Source organism: Lentzea roselyniae (assembly GCF_039537795.1).
In the GTDB taxonomy this organism is placed as follows: domain Bacteria; phylum Actinomycetota; class Actinomycetes; order Mycobacteriales; family Pseudonocardiaceae; genus Lentzea; species Lentzea atacamensis.
Window position 1 is genome coordinate 168,495 of record NZ_BAABBE010000007.1, and the last position, 16,814, is coordinate 185,308.

At 67.8% G+C, this 16,814-nt stretch carries 14 protein-coding genes; 8 read left to right on the forward strand and 6 right to left on the reverse strand.

All coding sequences use genetic code 11. From position 1 onward, the window contains the following. Window positions 1-90 precede the first annotated feature (90 nt). On the forward strand, window positions 91-843 hold the full coding sequence (locus ABFX45_RS14780; protein ID WP_170154890.1) for a TetR/AcrR family transcriptional regulator: 753 nt from the start codon (window positions 91-93) through the stop codon (window positions 841-843). Between the two features lie 206 nt (window positions 844-1,049). Continuing rightward, on the forward strand, window positions 1,050-1,814 hold the full coding sequence (locus ABFX45_RS14785) for an anti-sigma factor family protein (protein ID WP_109635946.1): 765 nt from the start codon (window positions 1,050-1,052) through the stop codon (window positions 1,812-1,814). A gap of 62 nt (window positions 1,815-1,876) precedes the next feature. On the opposite strand, the gene ABFX45_RS14790 is transcribed toward ABFX45_RS14785, so the two are convergent. From ABFX45_RS14790 to ABFX45_RS14805, 4 genes are read right to left on the reverse strand one after another with little or no spacing between them, the layout of a single operon-like run. Then, window positions 1,877-3,340 (reverse strand): nickel/cobalt transporter, encoded by a 1,464-nt coding sequence (locus tag ABFX45_RS14790; RefSeq protein WP_346130362.1) that lies wholly within the window; start codon window positions 3,338-3,340, stop codon window positions 1,877-1,879. Then, window positions 3,337-4,623 carry a tetratricopeptide repeat protein gene (locus ABFX45_RS14795; protein ID WP_109635957.1) on the reverse strand — a complete coding sequence of 429 codons (1,287 nt, stop codon included), beginning with the start codon at window positions 4,621-4,623 and terminating at the stop codon, window positions 3,337-3,339. Before ABFX45_RS14795 ends, ABFX45_RS14790 begins: the two co-directional genes overlap by 4 nt. Window positions 4,624-4,631: 8 nt before the next feature. Then, window positions 4,632-6,230 carry a DUF4331 domain-containing protein gene (locus ABFX45_RS14800; RefSeq protein ID WP_109635959.1) on the reverse strand — a complete coding sequence of 533 codons (1,599 nt, stop codon included), beginning with the start codon at window positions 6,228-6,230 and terminating at the stop codon, window positions 4,632-4,634. A gap of 29 nt (window positions 6,231-6,259) precedes the next feature. Further along, complete coding sequence (locus ABFX45_RS14805) at window positions 6,260-7,429, reverse strand: pyridoxal phosphate-dependent aminotransferase (protein ID WP_109636469.1); 1,170 nt, start codon at window positions 7,427-7,429, stop codon at window positions 6,260-6,262. A gap of 199 nt (window positions 7,430-7,628) precedes the next feature. Here ABFX45_RS14805 and ABFX45_RS14810 point away from each other — a divergent pair, with 199 nt between their 5' ends. From ABFX45_RS14810 to ABFX45_RS14825, 4 genes are all read left to right on the forward strand, one after another. Next, complete coding sequence (locus tag ABFX45_RS14810; RefSeq protein ID WP_346130365.1) at window positions 7,629-8,936, forward strand: hypothetical protein; 1,308 nt, start codon at window positions 7,629-7,631, stop codon at window positions 8,934-8,936. Between the two features lie 76 nt (window positions 8,937-9,012). Further along, complete coding sequence (locus ABFX45_RS14815) at window positions 9,013-11,064, forward strand: DNA gyrase/topoisomerase IV subunit B (RefSeq protein ID WP_109635964.1); 2,052 nt, start codon at window positions 9,013-9,015, stop codon at window positions 11,062-11,064. Window positions 11,065-11,087: 23 nt separating this feature from the next. After that, window positions 11,088-13,568: a DNA gyrase/topoisomerase IV subunit A gene (locus ABFX45_RS14820; RefSeq protein ID WP_346130367.1), complete on the forward strand. Its 2,481-nt coding sequence runs from the start codon at window positions 11,088-11,090 to the stop codon at window positions 13,566-13,568. Beyond that, on the forward strand, window positions 13,569-14,081 hold the full coding sequence (locus tag ABFX45_RS14825; protein ID WP_346130369.1) for a GNAT family N-acetyltransferase: 513 nt from the start codon (window positions 13,569-13,571) through the stop codon (window positions 14,079-14,081). It abuts the gene before it with no gap. Between the two features lies 1 nt (window position 14,082). Here the strand turns inward: ABFX45_RS14825 and ABFX45_RS14830 are convergent, their stop codons facing one another. After that, window positions 14,083-14,856, reverse strand: a complete 774-nt coding sequence (locus ABFX45_RS14830) for an MHYT domain-containing protein (RefSeq protein ID WP_170154891.1) — start codon at window positions 14,854-14,856, stop codon at window positions 14,083-14,085. Between the two features lie 251 nt (window positions 14,857-15,107). Beyond that, window positions 15,108-15,659, reverse strand: a complete 552-nt coding sequence (locus tag ABFX45_RS14835; RefSeq protein ID WP_170154892.1) for a DivIVA domain-containing protein — start codon at window positions 15,657-15,659, stop codon at window positions 15,108-15,110. A gap of 90 nt (window positions 15,660-15,749) precedes the next feature. Here ABFX45_RS14835 and ABFX45_RS14840 point away from each other — a divergent pair, with 90 nt between their 5' ends. Both ABFX45_RS14840 and ABFX45_RS14845 read left to right on the forward strand, forming a co-directional pair. After that, window positions 15,750-16,121, forward strand: coding sequence for a YchJ family protein (locus ABFX45_RS14840; RefSeq protein WP_407656898.1), 372 nt, complete (start codon window positions 15,750-15,752; stop codon window positions 16,119-16,121). Beyond that, window positions 16,121-16,798 carry a hypothetical protein gene (locus ABFX45_RS14845; RefSeq protein WP_346130372.1) on the forward strand — a complete coding sequence of 226 codons (678 nt, stop codon included), beginning with the start codon at window positions 16,121-16,123 and terminating at the stop codon, window positions 16,796-16,798. The genes ABFX45_RS14840 and ABFX45_RS14845 overlap by 1 nt, the downstream gene beginning before the upstream one ends. Window positions 16,799-16,814 lie beyond the last annotated feature (16 nt).

The following is a 16,814-nucleotide window of genomic DNA, read 5'->3' on the forward strand; positions in this document are numbered from 1 at the left end:
CGTGGCTTAACTGCTTACGTCGTACACTGGGTGTACGTTGTACACGGTTTTAGGATTCACATGCAAGCGAGTGGCGCAGAGGGGGCTTGGTTGAAGCAGAGCGACCGGGACCGGGCGGTCCGACTCCTGTGGGAGCCGCCGCCCGAGCCGACCAGGGGACCCAAGGCCGCGCTCAGTCAGTCGCGCGTGGTCGAGGCGGCCATGAAGGTGGCCGACGCCGAGGGTGTCGAGGCGCTGACCATGCGCCGGGTCGCCGAGACGCTGGGCTTCACCACGATGTCGCTGTACCGGCACGTGCCGGGCAAGTCCGAGCTGCTGGACCTGATGGTCGACGCGGCGTGGGGCGAGACCGCCTGCGTGCCGAAGGGGCCGTGGCGCGAGGGGCTGGAGTTCTACGCACGTCAGATGTGGCAGATGTACCGCGCACACCCGTGGATCCTGCAGCTCCCGCACTCGCGGCGAACCCCGGGCCCGCGCACGATGGCGAGCTTCGACGCGGCTCTCGCGGTGGTCTCCGAGCTGGGGTTGACGGCGGAGGAGATGGTCGCGGTGGTGACCGCCGTCGGTCATTTCGTCGACGGCGTCGGCCGGACGATGGCGGACCGGGTGAAGGCCGAGCGGGAGACCGGCATGACCGAGGAGGCCTGGTGGGACGGCCAGGACGCGCTGTGGGCGCACTTCACCCCCGAACGGCTGCCGATGATGACGCACATTTGGACCACGGGTGGGTTCGAACGGCCGCTGGACGAGTTCGAGTTCGGTCTCGCGCGGGTGCTGGACGGGCTCGCGGTGTTCATCGAGTCAGAGGATCGACCGCTGGTTCGTCGAGAGACGTGCCTGTAGCCATTCGAGACGACTTGAGCCGCCGATCGAGTGAAATGCGCAGCTCAGACAGCCCATGAACCGTAGTGGCGCGGTTACGTAATGCCATTGTTATGAGCAATCGGAATGAACTCGTTCGCGACCTGAACCAACCACTCCTATCTCCGCGTTTTCCCTTGTGACACCGTTTCGCCGCGGGGGTCGAATCGGGACGACGAGGAGGTCGTATGACAGCTGGCGCGCACGACGCGGTCACCCTTGGCTGCTACGCGCTCGGCGTTCTGGACGCGCACGAGAGTCTTGGCGTGGAGCAGCATCTGAGGGGCTGTCCGTCCTGCCGTGCGCAGGTCGCCGACTTCCATCGGATCCGCAAGGTGCTCGACGAGGTGCCTCGTGAGGCATTTCTGCACGAGCTCGAAGCCGACCTGCCCAAGCCGTCGGACCTGGTGCTGCAGCGTGCGCTGCGGCAGATCAGGAACGAGTCCGCCGTCCCGCAGCAGCGGGTCGCGGAGTCTCGTCCCAGAGCCAGTCCGCGGCCGGTGGAGGAACTACCCGAACCGCAGCACGCCAAGCCCCGGCGCTGGCCGGGCTACCTCGCCGCCGCGGCTGTCGCCGCGGTGGTCGCGTTCGGGGGTGGTGCTGTGTTCATGCAGAACCAGTCACCTGGATCGAGCACCGCCGCGTCCTACACGGGCGAGGCGACAGCGGCCGGCGGGATCAGGCTGGTGGCGGAGATGACGCAGTCGTCGCAGGACCGCTACCTGGTCAAGGCCGAGATCAACGGCCTGCCGGCCGCGCAGAGGTGCAAGCTGATCGTGGTCGGGACGGACGGCACGAAGACCGAGGCTCACGTCTGGACCTCGTCCGAGAAGGGCAGGGTCGAGGGTGCCAAGGTGTCGGGTCTGGTGAGTGTGCCGCCCGACCAGGTGAAGTCGGTCGTGGTCGAGAACGCCGAGGGCAAGACGTTCGTGGCGGCGAACCTGCAGAAGTAGGGGCAGAACGGACAAGGGCCCGGATTCCAGTGGAATCCGGGCCCTTCTTACATTGGTGTAATTCAGACCGCCTGCAATGTGAGCCATGCTCCCACCACGATCACCATCGCGGCTGTGCCGACGGGTGCGTAATGCGAGAGCACGCGGGTGGCACGGCCGTCCAGGACTTTCTCGATGCGCTCACGGGCTTTCACCAGCAGCAATCCGACAGCCGTGAGAGTCGCGGCCATGCCGAATCCGTAACCGAGGACCAGCAGGACGCCGAACCACGTTCGGCCCAAGGCCATGGCTCCGAGGAGAACGACGAGCGCGGAGGGTGACGGAACGAGGCCGTTGGCCGCGCCCATGCCGATCAGGCTTGCCCGGCTGTACCCGTGACCGTGCCCGGTTCCGTGCCCATGTCCGTGACCGTGCCCGGTTCCGTGCCCATGTCCGTGCCCATGTCCGTGGCCATGCCCGTGGCCATGCCCGTGACCGTGTCCGTGTCCGTGGCCGACCCCGGCGAGGGCGAGCGCGGGTTCCCGGGTGGTGGCCGAGCGCAGCAGCATCACGCCGATCACCGTGATCAGCACACCGCTGACCAGCCCGAGCCAGCGCAGCACCTGCTCACCGGCCAGCGCCGACGAGGCACTGATGACCAGGCCGAGCACCAGGACGCCACCGGTGTGCGTGGCGGTCACCGAGGCGCCGACGATGAACGCGTCCCTCGGCCTGCCCTGACGGCCTGCGAGGTACGCGGCGATGAGCGTCTTGCCGTGACCGGGCAACGCCGCGTGCGACGCGCCGAGCACCAGCGACAACAGCAGAGCGAGGAACCCGAGCCACGGCGTGAGGTCGTCGCTGCCCAGGATGTCGTTCAGGGCGGACGCGGTGACGCTCAACGACTGGATCGGGGAGCCGCCGGGAGCGCTGACGGCCTGCTTCGGCTCGGACCCGCCGCCCGGCTCGGCGTTGAACGTGACGGACCGGACGTCCATCGGGTTGCTGAGCAGGTCCTCCGGATACGTCCTGAGCTCGTTGCTGATGCTCTCGGACGGAACCTTCGAGTCCGTCAGCCTGATCCCGGTGCCGGCAGCCGTGATCTCGCGCCAGCCGACCCGGTCGACGTTCGACTCGTCGCGGAACTCCAGCCGGGCCGGCCGGTCGAGGTCGACCCTGGCGGTGAACTCGCAGACCAGCCTGGTCGTGATGAGATCGGCCTGGCCCACCGGGTGTTCCTTGGTGGAACTGGCGAGCGTCCAGGTGATGCGCCGGCCGTCGACCGTGGACTGGTCGGTCCTGGAGACCTCGTCGCACCACTGCTTCGCGTCCCGGGCCTTCAGGTTCTCCTGCAGCGTCGGGATCTCCGCCACGTCGACCACGGATCTGAGGTCGATGCGGTCGGGGTGCAGGTGCAGGCCGTGGTAGTGGTTGACGCTGAAGTTGCCCAGCGGGTGCGCGGACGCTTCGCCGTTGATGAAGAAGATGCCCGCCAGCAGGAGAGCCAAGACCAGGACGGGCCGCACGACCCAGCTGGACAGGCTCACCTGCCGCCTCGCAGCTCGGCGAGCTTGCGGCCCGCCTTCAGCGCCTGCAGCGGGGAGAAGTTCGCGTTCAGCCGCAACGCCTGCACCAGCGCCTCCTGGGCCTCGGCGACCCGGCCGAGCGCGGCGAGGATCATGCCGCGGTGGTAGGAGAACGTGGCGTTCTGCCAGCCCAGGGCGTTGGCCTTGTCCGAGTACTCCAGCGCTTCGGCGTCGCGGCCGTTCATGTGCAGCGCCCACGCCATCGCGTCGGCCACGAACACGCTCTGCCGCTTGCTCCACTCCGACTCCGCCCGGCGCAGCGCCTGCACGCCGTCGCCCCGGTCGGCGGCCACGAGAGCCGCGGCCAGATCGTCGGAAGCGCCCTGCGACTCCATCAGCCGCTGCTGCTCGGTCAGCACGTCGTACTGCCTGGCCGCCTCCTCCGGCTTGCCGCTGGCCTCCAGCAGCTCCGCGTACTCCTGCAGGTACTGCGGGAGGGGAGCGCGGGCCACGAGCTTGCGGTAGGCGTCGAGTGCCACCGGGGTCTCGCCCCGTGCCGCCGCGACCTTCGCCTTGCCCTGAGTGAGAGTCATGTCGTCTCCTCTCGCCGCCAGTCCCTGCTCGTAGTGCTGCGCGGCTTCGTCGAGCCGGTTGTGGTCGAACGCGAGTTCGCCCAGCCGGTAGCGGCAGAACGCGATCTCCTCCGGCGTCGAGGCGGCGGTGAGCGCGCGCGTCATCGCGTCGCGGGCACCGTCGACGTCGCCGTGGAGCTCCAGGTGGAAGGAAGCGCGGGCGAACGATGCCGTGTTGGGCTTGAGGTCCAGCATCTTCTGCACCGCGTTCTGGGCACCCGCGTCGTCGCCGAGCTGCGTCAACGCGTCGGCCAGCACGCCGTACGCCTCCGCGGAGTGCGGAAGCGCGGCGATCGCCTTCGCCGCCCAGTCGCGGGCGGCGTGGAAGTCGTGGCGGGCGTTGGCCAGCGTGCCCATGCCGATGGCGGCCAGGCCCGTGTCGCCCGCGTTCTTCAGGGCGCCTTCGGCTTTCGCGTAGTACGCGGGATCGGCCGTGACGCGCGCCAGTTCCACATAGGACGCACCGAGCTGGGCCCACGACGCGGTGTCGTCGGGCACGCGGTGCAGTCGCTGCTGCAGCTGGTGCACCACGCGGTGCATCTGGTTCTGCTGCGCGACAACCGGAACGGGTTCGGATTGCGCGCCTCCGGCCCTGCTGTCGGCAGGACCGGAGGCGGCGAGGTGGACAAGCGCCGCGGTGGCCAGGAGACCCACCGCGACCGCTTGCCTCATTTGGTACTTCACTTCGAGTGCGACCCGTACTTGCGGATCTGCTGCTGGCGCTTGCGGAACAACCAGAAGCCCGCACCGAACACGAACGCGGAACCGACCGCGGTGGTCATCGCCATCGGGTCCAGGCTGCCGATCTGGCCGACCGGGTTCACCGCGACGTTCGCCGTGTTGCCGTTGGCGTTGACGGCGGTGCCGTTGCGGGGCAGTGCCACGTACGGGAAGTTCGCCTCGAACGCCTGGTCGTTCGCGTCGACCTTGTCACCCGTGGCGAGCGCGTCGACGATCTTGCCGGACGCCGCGGCACCCTCCATCGCCTGGACGGCGATGTCCACCACGTCGTCGGCGAGACGGCGGCCGTTGGGGAAGCCCTGCGTGTCACCGGCGAGCAGGCCGAGACGGTTCGGGTTCGCGTTGGGGTTGATCGACATGTTCAGCCGCAGCATCTCGGCAGGGCGGAACCTGTTCTTGTCGACGTCCGCGTTGTTGATCTGCGAGTTCAGGTCGGCGTTGATCTGAGCGCCGATCTTGGTGCTGATGCCGGTCAGGAAGATCTCGGCCAGGTCGTCGCGCTGGCCCTTCGGCGCCGGGATCTTGTAGATGGCCTCGATCAGCTTCGGCAGCTCGGGGTTCACGACCCGGTCGACGAGCTCCTTGACACCGGCGTCCTGCTCGGGACGCAGGCCGTTGAACGCGTCCTTGAGGCCCGCGGGCGCCACGACCTCGTTCACCAGCGGGTTGCCCAGACGGGAGACCTGCACGAAGTCACCGACCGCCTCCGCCTTGCCGGGCGAGAGCTTCATCGTGCGGCGCTGCGTGGTGCTCCAGATGCCGATGTTCGGGTTGCGGTTCGCGTCGTTCTTCAGCGCGAGCGCCTGCTTGGGCAGCTGGATCGCGATGGTGTTGACGTTGTAGCCGCGCAGCGTGTCCTGGCCGACCTCGCTCAGGTTGCCGCCGTAGAGCAGGTCGAACACCCTCAGGTCCGCGAAGAACGCGTCCTCGGACGGGCCGACGTAGACCTTGCCGCCACCGGGGATCTGCACGATCGCCTGGTCGCGCAGCTTCTTGAAGTCCGGCATGGAAGCCGGGCCGTTGGGCGACGGCGCGACCGGGGCGTTGTTGGCGAGCTTGACCTTCTGGCCGTTCTCGTAGATCGCCTCCAGGTTGTAGCGCTGGCGGAACAGCAGGTTCTCGTCGTCCAGCGACTCGACGGCGCCGTTGGTGTAGAGGAACGTGTTGTTCTTGCGGCGGTCGTCGTTGTGGAACTGCCAGCGCAGGACGATGTCGGGCTTGGCGTCACCGTCGTTGTCGATGTTGAAGTCGTACTGCGCGTCCTGGGCGAACGGGAAGAAGTTGGGACCGCCGTTGGGTTCCTGGAAACCGGACCAGTTGCCGACCAGCGTCACGGTGTCCTTGTGGTCGGGACTGACGAAGGCGTAGAGGTCCGTGTTGTCCACGGCCGGGTCGCCCGCGATGAGCGGGGCCTCTCGGTGTGACGAGGCGGTGGCGTTGGTACCGCCGAACATGGCCGCGTTGAGCAGTGTGGCGGCCACCAGCGCGGCCGCAGCCACCTGGCCGCGCCGACCGCTGAGGACGTGCGGTGATGACATTTCCGGGTCTGCCTTTCGGTTTCTTGGACTCAGGCGCTGTGCATCAACAGCGACGGTTCGCTGGAGTGACTGGGGTGTTCGGTCGCCCACCTCGCTTGGGTGAAGTCGCGGATGCCTTCGACCAGCCGGTCGACGTCCCGCTCCGGCCGCACCACCAGGCGCGCGAAACGGCTGCTCATGCCGAGCTTGTTGCCGCACTCGCGGATGAAGACCTGGTGGCGGGACAGCAGGTGGTCGCGCAGCTCGCGGCCGTCGACCCCGCCGCCGAGCTTGACCAGCAGGAAGTTGGCCTGCGACGAGTACACGGTGAGATCGGGGATGCGCGACAGCTCCATGCCCATGCGGTAGCGGTCGCGGCTGAGCAGTCGCAGGCTCTCCGCGTACTCGCCCTCGTGCTCGGCCAGCATGAACACGACGGTTTCCGCGAGAGAGTTGAGATTCCACTTCGGCAGCGTCTGCCGCATCTTGCCGGCGAGCCCGGGGTTCGCGACCAGGTAGCCGAACCGGATGCCGTGCAGGCCGAAGTTCTTGCCGAGGCTCTTCAGCACGACCACGTTGGGCCGGATGGACGCCTCCGCTGCGACGGACGGGTTGCGCTCGACCTCGACGAAGTCGATGAACGACTCGTCGATGACGATGAGGTCCAGGTCGGCGAGCTCGTCCATGAACCGGACGATCTCCCGGCGCGGCAGGTAGCCGCCGTCGGGGTTGTTCGGGTTGCAGATGACCGCGACCCTGCTGCCGCGGGTGCGGATGAACTTGATGTACTCGTCGATGTCGAGCTCGAAGTTGTTGCTCTCCTGGAGCAGGAACATGTCGACCCGCTTGTTGCTCTCCATCGGCTGGTCGGTCCACCTGCCGAAGGTGGGGATCGGGATCGCGATGCTGTCGTGGATCCACATGTGGTCCATCCACGTGATGAGCTCGGTGGATCCGTTCGACATGGCGATCGTGGCCGGGTTGAGTCCCAGCACCGCGGAGAGCTGCTGAGCGATCTTGGACGAGTCGCTGGGGTAGAACTTCAGGATCGATTCGAGGTTCTTCGAGAGCTCCTCGAACATCTCCGGAGTCGGGAAGTACGGGTTGCACGGGATGCAGAAGTCGACGAGTTCCCCGGCACCGGTCCGCGTCAGCTCGAAGTAGGACGGGCTGTGCGCGGTCTGCTGGAAAAGACCCGCCGAGTCCACACCATGGCGCACGATCACTCCGTCCCGTCGTCCGTTGTTGACATCGGGGCATACGTGCCGGTGTTCATCCCGGTTCACGGGTCAATTTCGGGAAGGTCTCGACCAGGTCACGTACGCAACCCCGCGTACTCCGATGCATCGTCTCGTCGGACGCGCTTGCTCCCGGTGATCGAGAGGCTGTTACCGGTCTGATCGCCGAGAGGAGATTTCGATGCTGGGAAAGTTGCTGCTCGCGGTGTCGCTGATGATGCCGGTGGAGCCATCGCCGCTGACCGTCCACACCGGACAGATAGACGGCGCGGAGTATCGCGTCGAGGTGCCGTCCCGTTGGAACGGCACGCTTTTGCTGTACAGCCACGGCACCTATCCCGCCGGCTACAACCCGCCCGTCGAGATGGCGTCACGACCGGCGGCGCGGGACGAGCTGCTGGCCCGCGGCTACGCCCTCGCGGCCTCGAGGTACCGGGTGCCGCACGGCCACGCCGTACCGGACGCGCTGCGTGACCAGCCCGCGCTCGTGTCCTGGTTCAGCAGGGAGGTCGCGAAGCCGCGGAGGGTCGTCGCGTGGGGATCGTCGCTGGGAGGCCTGACCTCGGTGATGCTGGGGGAGCGGTCGCGGTTCGACGGCGTCCTCGCCCTGTGCGGGGCGCTGGGCGGTGCCGTGATGCGCTCCAACCAGCTCCTCGACCTGGGCTTCGTGTTCCGCACCCTGCTGGAGCCCTCGCTGGAGCTCACCCGGATCACGGACGTCCCGGTGAACGAGAAACGGGCGGTCACGGCGATCGACTCCGCGTTGACGAGCGCCCACGGACGGGCGCGGCTGGCTCTGGCGAACGCCGTCGCGGGTATCCCCGCCTGGTCCAGGGTGCACGAACCGCGGCCGACCGACGTCGTGACGGCGGTGACGCAGGCAGCCGTTCACGACCGAACGCTGGCGCGATCGCTCGCGTGGGGAAGCGGCCGGGCCGACATCGAGACCCGCGCCGGCGGCAACCCGAGCTGGAACACGGGTGTGGACTACCGGGTGCTGCTCGAACGGTCCGCCCAGAAGGACCTGGTGCGGGCGGCGTACCGAGACGCGGGAGTGCCGGTGGAAGAAGACCTGCGGGCACTCGCCGCGGCACCACGAGTGGAAGCGGAGGCGAAGGCCGTGCGCTGGCTGCACGAGTACGGGGACCCGACCGGCCACGCGAAGGCACCCGTGGTGACGCTGCACGCACTCGGCGACCCGACCGGCGTGGAGCACGCAGGCGCGTACCGCGCGCGTGACGTCCGCCGGCTCTACGTCAACCGCGCCGGACATTGCATGCACACGGCGGCCGAAGAACTCGTGGCCCTGCGTGTCCTGGAGCACCGGATCTCGTCCGGGCACTGGCCGGTCTCGGATCTGAACGGTCTGGCCGGTCAGTACGGCCCTGAGATGCGGGTACTCCAGGACTGGACCACGACTCCACCCCGCACGGAGATCGTGGCGCCGGGCTTTGTGACGCACCACCCAGGGCGGTTTCCACGTCCATGACGGGCGTCCTGCGAAGAATTGTCAGTGCGGGCGGATACCCTGCAGGCAGTCCGCACACAACCAGGGAGCTACACCCGTGACCGCAGAGACCCTGTACGGGGCCGACGACCTCACGCACCTCGAGGGTCTGGAGGCCGTCCGCAAGCGGCCAGGCATGTACATCGGGTCGACCGACAGCCGGGGCATCAACCACCTCTTCAGCGAGATCGTCGACAACTCGACGGACGAGGGCGTCGCAGGGCACGCGACCAAGGTCGTGGTCACCCTGCACGCCGACGGCAGCGTCCAGGTCGACGACGACGGCCGCGGCATCCCGACCGACGTGCACGCCAAGTCCGGTCTGTCCGGTGTGGAGCTGGTGCTGACCAAGCTGCACGCCGGCGGCAAGTTCGGCGGCTCCGGCTACAAGACCTCCGGCGGCCTGCACGGCGTCGGCGCCTCGGCCGTCAACGCGCTCTCCCACCGGTTCGACGTCACCGTGCGGCGTGGCGGCAAGGTGCACGAGATGTCGTTCGCCCACGGCGTTCCCGGCGTCTTCGACGGCCCGGGCCCCAAAGCGAAGTTCACGCGCCAGAACGGCCTGAACGTCGTCGGCAAGATGAAGCGCAACGAGTCGACCGGCACGTCGATCCGCTACTGGTACGACGCCCGCTACTTCGAGAACGGCGCCGCGCTCGACGTCGAGACCGTCCGCATGAAGCTGCGCAACACGGCCTTCCTCGTGCCGGGCGTCACCTACGTGCTGAAGACCGCGCTGGAAGACTCGATCTCCGAAGAGGTCTTCCACTACCCCAACGGTTTGACGGACATGGTCGAGTTCCTCGCACCGTCCGGCGACCGCGCGGTCTCGGGCACCCTGGTGATCACCGGCTCCGGCACCTACTTCGAGAACGCCGCCGACGAGAACGGCGTGATGCGGTCCAAAGTGGAGCGTCAGGCCGAGGTCGAGGTCGCACTCCGCTGGGGCACCGGCTACGAACGCACCGTCGAGTGCTTCACCAACACCATCCGCAACGTGCACGGCGGCACCCACCGCCGCGGCTTCGACCGCGCCGTGCTGAAGTCCGTGCAGGACGCCATCTCCAAGACCCGCGGGCTGTTGAAGCCCAAGGAGGAGATGCCGACCCTCGACGACGTGCTGGAGGGCATGACCGCGGTCATCCACGTCCGCATCCCGGAGCCGCAGTTCACCTCGCAGACCAAGGACGAGCTGTCCACCGCGGGCATCACCAAGGTGCTGCAGGGCATCGTCGACCAGCAGATCCGCGCCTGGACCGAGGACCGCAAGACCAAGGTCGAGGCCAAGACCGTGCTGCAGAAGGTCGTCGACGCCTCGCGCGTGCGGCTGACGCAGAAGCAGCAGAAGGACGCGGCGCGGCGGAAGACGGCGCTCGAGGGCGCGGCGATGCCCGCCAAGCTGGTCGACTGCCGCACGACGGGTGTTTCGCGCAGTGAGCTGTTCCTCGTGGAAGGCGACAGCGCCCTCGGCTCGGCCAGAATGGCTCGCGTCTCCGAATACCAGGCGCTGCTTCCGTTGCGCGGCAAGATTCTCAACGTCCAGAAGGCCTCACTCGCGGACACCTTGCGCAACGCCGAGATCGCTTCCATCGTCCAGGTGCTCGGCGCCGGCACGGGCCGCACGTTCGACATCTCGCAGATGCGGTACGGCCGCGTGATCCTGATGGCCGACGCGGACGTCGACGGCAGCCACATCCGCACGTTGCTGATCACGTTGTTCGCCAAGTACATGCGGCCGGTGATCGAGGACGGACGGCTCTACGCCGCCATGCCGCCGTTGCACAAGGTGATGACCCGCGGGCGCAACCCCGAAACGCACTTCACCTTCACCCAGCGCCAGATGGAGCAGAAGGTCGCGCAGCTGGAGAAGGCGGGCAAGCAGGTCGTCACGCCGGTGCCGCGGTTCAAGGGCCTGGGCGAGATGGACGCGGACGAGTTGTGGGAGACCACGATGAACCCGGCCACCCGCTCGGTCCGCCGCATCACCATGGACGACGTCGACGCCGCCGAGACCGCGCTGGAACTGCTGATGGGCGAGAAGGTCGAGCCGCGCCGCAACTGGCTCGTCGAGTCCGCCGCACGGGTCGACCAGTCCGCCATCGACCTCTAAGCCCGAAGAGAAAGAGTTACCAAGTGGCACGCCGCAAGGGACCCACGACCAAGGTCGACCCCGCCGCGTTCGACCGGGCCGGTGCGAAGGTTCTCGACAACTCGCTGAAGACCGAGATCGAGGACTCGTACCTGGAGTACGCGTACTCGGTCATCCATTCGCGGGCACTGCCGGACGCGCGGGACGGCCTCAAGCCGGTGCACCGCCGCATCCTGTACTCGATGCACGAGCAGGGGTACCGGCCGAGCCACGCGTACGTGAAGTCCGCCCGTGTCACGGGGGACTGCATGGGCAAGTACCATCCTCACGGCGATAGCGCGATCTACGACGCGTTGGTCCGTCTCGCGCAGGACTTCAGCCTCAACGAACCGCTCATTGACGGTCATGGCAACTTCGGATCACCGGACGACGGGCCGGCCGCGGCGCGCTACACCGAGTGCCGCATGTCGCCGGTCGCCATGCAGCTCGTCGGTGAGCTGAACGAGGAGACCGTCGACTTCCGGCCGAACTACGACGGTTCGCTGGAGGAGCCGTCGGTGCTGCCGGCGGCGTTCCCGAACCTGCTGGTCAACGGTACGTCCGGCATCGCGGTCGGTATGGCGACGAACATGATCCCGCACAACCTGCGCGAGGTCGTCGGGGCGGCGCGGTGGCTGATCACGCACCCGGACGCGAGCCTCGACAAGCTCATGGAGTTCGTGCCGGGGCCCGATCTGCCTACCGGCGGCATGCTGCTGGGGCTCGACGAGGTCCGGAAGGCCTACGAGACCGGGCGCGGTGTGGTCAGGATGCGCGCGAAGGTCGAGATCGGCCTGCTCGAGGGGAGCAGGGGGCGGCAGGCGATCACGGTCACGCAGCTGCCGTACGGCGTGGGCGCGGAGCGGATCGTCGAGAAGATCACCGACGAGGTCAACAAGTCCAAGCGGCTCACCGGCATCGCGGACGTCAAGGACCTCACCGACCGCGAGAACGGCATCCGGCTCGTCATCGAGTGCAAGGTCGGGGTGAACCCGCAGGCGCTGCTCGCGGACCTCTACCGGCTGACGCCGATGGAGCAGTCGTTCGGCATCAACAACCTGGTGCTGGTCGACGGGCAGCCGCAGACGCTCGGCCTCAAGGAGCTGCTGGAGGTCTTCCTCAAGCACCGGTACGAGGTGGTCACGCGGCGCACGAAGTTCCGGCGGCGCAAGCGTGAGGAGCGGCTGCACCTGGTCGAGGGTCTGCTGAAGGCCCTGCTCGACATCGACAAGGTCATCAAGCTGATCCGGGGCAGCGAGAACGCCGCTGCCGCCAAGGACGGCCTGATGAAGCAGTTCAAGCTGTCGGAGATCCAGGCCTCGTACATCCTCGACACGCCGCTGCGTCGTCTCACGAGGTACGACAAGCTCGAACTCGAGAACGAGCAGGACAAGCTCACCAAGGAGATCGCGGAGCTGACCGCGATCCTCGAGGACGAGAACGTGCTGAAGAAGCTCGTCTCGACCGAGCTCGCGGCGGTGGCCAAGGAGCTCGGCGGGGACCGCCGGACGAGCCTCATCGACGGTGACCTCAAGGAGGTGCTGGCGGCGTCCAAGCCCGCAGGGCCGCTGGAGGTCGCGGACGACCCGTGCCAGGTCATTCTCAGTGCCACCGGGCTCGTCGCGCGCACCGCGGCCGAGTCGGAGGAGGTGTCCGAGGGCAAGCGCCGGGCGGGCCGGGTGAAGCACGACGCCGTGTCGGCGGTGGTGCACTCCACGGCACGTGGCCAGGTCGTCCTGATCACGAACCTCGGCCGCGCGTTCAAGACCGACGTGCTGCCGCTGCCCGTGCTGCCCGAGCAGAGCGGCACGGTGAGTCTGCGCGGCGGTATGGCGGCGAGTGAGCTGGTGCCGCTGGAGAAGGGCGAGAAGGTCGTCGGCATCGCGCCGCTCGACCCGAAGGAGTCTCCGGGTATCGCGCTCGGTACCAAGCTCGGCACGGTCAAGGTGTGCTCGCCGGAGTGGCCGGTGCGGTCGGACGAGTTCGAGGTCATCACGCTCAAGGACGGCGACGAGGTCGTCGGTGCCACGTGGCTCATGGACGGCAGCGAGACGCTTGCTTTCGTCAGCAGTGACTCATCGTTGCTGCGCTACGACGCGAAGCTGGTGCGGCCGCAGGGCCTCAAGGGTGGCGGCATGGCCGGTATCAACCTGAGCGGCGACGCGCACGTGGTGTTCTTCGGGGCGATCCGCACGGACGACGACGAGCACGGTGAGCCGATGGTCGTCACCTCGTCGGGGCAGAGCGTCAAGGTCACGCCGTTCAGCGAGTACCCGGCGAAGGGCCGTGCCACGGGCGGTGTGCGGTCGCAGCGGTTCCTCAAGGGCGAGTCGCACCTCGTGCTGGCGTGGATCGGCAGCAGGCCTGCCGGTGCGGACGACAAGGGCACGCCGGTCGAGCTGCCCGAGGTCGACCCGCGACGTGACGGCTCGGGTCATGCGCATCCCGGTCCGGACGTCATCGGGCACCTGATCGAGAGGGACTAGTTGTACTCCAGGTTTGTCGCCGGCGAGGCGGAGGCGTTGGCCGACTTCCTCGCGGGCGAGCCCTGGCCGTTCCACGTCCACGAGCGGGTCGACCGGGCTGACGTGCTCCAGCGCGTCGCCGAGAACCACTACGACGAGACGTACTGGATCGAGGCCGACGGTGAACGCGCCGGGATCGTGCGGCTCTTCGACCTCGAGGACGAGACGCCGATGTTCGACCTGCGGATCAGCGCGCGGCACCGCGGGAAGGGCCTCGGCCGGTCAGCCGTGCGGTGGCTGACCGACCGGCTCTTCGGCGAGTTCCCGCACGTCGAGCGCATCGAAGGCACGACGAGGCAGGACAACGCGGCGATGCGGCGGGTGTTCCGGCGCTGCGGGTACGTGAAGGAAGCGCACTACCGCAGGGCGTGGCCGGACGCGTCCGGCCACCGCCACGACTCCGTGGGCTACGCGATCATCCGGCGTGACTGGCAGACCGGTGAGACCACCGTGCCGGACTTCCACGACGAATGAGTCAGCGCTGGCCGAGCCGGCGTGACTCGGTCCGTTGCAGCACCCGCTCGAGCACCTCGGCTTCTTCCCGTCGTTCCTCGTCGGGCGACGTGAGGGCGAGCAGGAAGGTGATGATCACGCTGAACCCGGCGCCGGCGATGATCAGCGACATGATCAGCTCCTCGGAGTTCCCCGTGATGATCGCGGCGCCCTGGTCGACCGTGACGCTCATGGCGTGCATGCCGGTGTAGTGCATGCCGGTGACGGCGAGTCCCATGACCAGGGAGGCGCCGAGGACGGTGAGCGGGCCGGTGACCTCTCTCGTGAACCACAGCGCGACGATCGAGGCGACGACGGCGATCGCGACGGAGAGTGCCACGATGCCCGGGTTGTAGGTGATCTCGGCGTTGATCACGATCGCCGACATGCCGGTGTAGTGCATCGCGGCGACGCCGAGGCCGGTGACCAGTCCGCCGGCTGCCAGTGGCCAGAAGCGCTCGTCGCCGTCATGCCTGAGGGCCACGACCAGTCCGATGGCGACGACCACGATGGCCACCACCATGCTCAGCAACGTGACGGGGATGTCGTAGGCGACGTTCGCGCCCATCCAGGTGCCGAGCATCGCGGTGAAGTGCATGCCCCAGATGCCCAGCCCGCCGATCGACACCGCGGCCACCGCCAGCCACCCGTTCCGTGACGCCCCCGTCGCGTTGCGGGCGCGTTCACTCGACAACAGGCCGAGAGCGGAGCCCACGAACGCGATGAGATAGGCGGTGATCGGTGTGACTGTCCCCATGTCCATAGGAGAAGGAAACATTCCGTCTCAATGGAATGCAAGACCCATTTTGGATGAATAGGTCTGTTGAATAGGTGAAACCGGGCGGAGATTCTTCGGGTATCTCCGCCCGGTCTTCTTCATCGAATCAGGCGCTGGTGGAGCGCTCCGATCTGTGCTGCTCAGCGCTCTGAAGCGCAGGACAGAACCCAATTTCGCATCAGCGCTGCGAAAGGTGTGACCTGCGCGTTGAAATCTGGGCGCAGGGTCCGCTAATCGACCCTGGCGCTCTGCACCTTCGCCTCCGCGATGATGCGTTCGGCTTCGTCGAGGGCGACGTTGCGCAATTCCGCGAGGGCTCGCATCGCTTCCGCGCGGCGGGCCGACATGGCGAGCCGGAAGTCCTCGCGGATCTCCTCGCGCTTGTTCGCTGCCTCCTCGTCGAGCTTGCGGGCGCGCTGCTCCGCCTCTCCGACGATCATCAGCGCCTTGAGCTGGGCGTCCCTGATGACCTCACGGCGTTCCTCCTCGGCCAGGGCGACCATGCGGGCGAGCCGTTCCGGCAGGCCCTTCGGGTCGATCGGGGTCAGGCAGATGCGGTGCAGGCCGTCCTGAAGGGCGGCGTTCTCCTCCTGGACGGACATCAACCTGCTGGCCAGGGCATCGGCACGGGCTTCTGACGCGTCCCGGTCCGCAGTCACCAGGCGAAGCTCCGCTTCCAGTTCGGCGACGTAGTCGTCCACCTCGTCGCGGTCGTAACCGCGCCAGCGCAACCCGAACCACGTGCGCAGCGGTACGAGCTCAGTCCTGCTCTCCACACTCACTTGCCGTCTCCTCTGCCTCCCGCGAGTCAGTCTTGACAAGGTGTACGTACGTGGTGCGGCATCGGTTCTAACGGGTTCACCAGGCACAATGTGTGCGTGAACAACAAACTGTGCCCCTGTGGTACCGGTCAGTCCTATGTGGACTGTTGCGGCGCGCTGCACGCCGGTGCCCGCACCGCCGCCACCGCCGAGCAGCTGATGCGTTCGCGCTACAGCGCTTTCGCCGTGTCCGATGAGGACTACCTGCTGCGCACGTGGGCCGCGAAACACCGTCCCGCGAGCGCGGGCATCGACGCGACCGACCGCTGGTTGAAGCTCGAAATACTGGCAACTGAGAACGGCGGACTTCTCCAGAACGAGGGCGTCGTCGAGTTCCGCGCGCACTACGTCGGTGGCGTCGTGCACGAGCGGAGCCGGTTCATCAGGGAGAACGGCCAGTGGGTCTACGCGGAGGCCCTGTGATGAGCACTCTGAAGGTCGAAAGCCGGTTCAACGGCCCGCCCGGGATGGGCAACGGCGGTTACTCCGCCGGTCTGCTCGCCGCGCGCGTCGACTCGCCGGTCGTGAGTGTCCGTTTGCGCAAGCCCGTGCCGCTCGACCACGAGATGGAGGTCCGCGGCGGTGAGCTCTACGACCGCGAGACCCTGATCGCGTCCGCCGAGCCAGCCACGCTCGACCTCGGCGTACCCGCTACTCCGACGCTGGACGAGGCCCGCGCGGCCGCCGCGAAGGTGCCGTGGCGCGACAAGCACCCGTTCCCGACGTGCTTCGGCTGCGGGCCCGGCCGGGAGGACGGCATCGCCGCGCTGCTCGGCCCGCTGGACGGCAGGAAGGAGTGGGCCGGCGTCTGGCGGCCGGCGGGCGTGCTGCCGAACGACGGGGTGCACGTGCTGCCGGAGATCGTCTGGGCGGCGTTGGACTGCCCGTCGGCGCAGCCGGTCGCCCCCGACGGCGGTCCGGCGTTCGTGCTGGGCACGTTTGTCGCCCAGTTGGAGCAGCCGGTGGAACTGGGCGTGGACCACGTGCTCATGGCGTGGGAACTTGGCCGTGACGGACGCAAGGCATACTCCGCGTCCGCGATCATCGGTCCTGACGGAGTGTGCGGACGAGCGCGCGCCGTATGGGTCTCGATCGGATGACGCCAAATAACCCGAC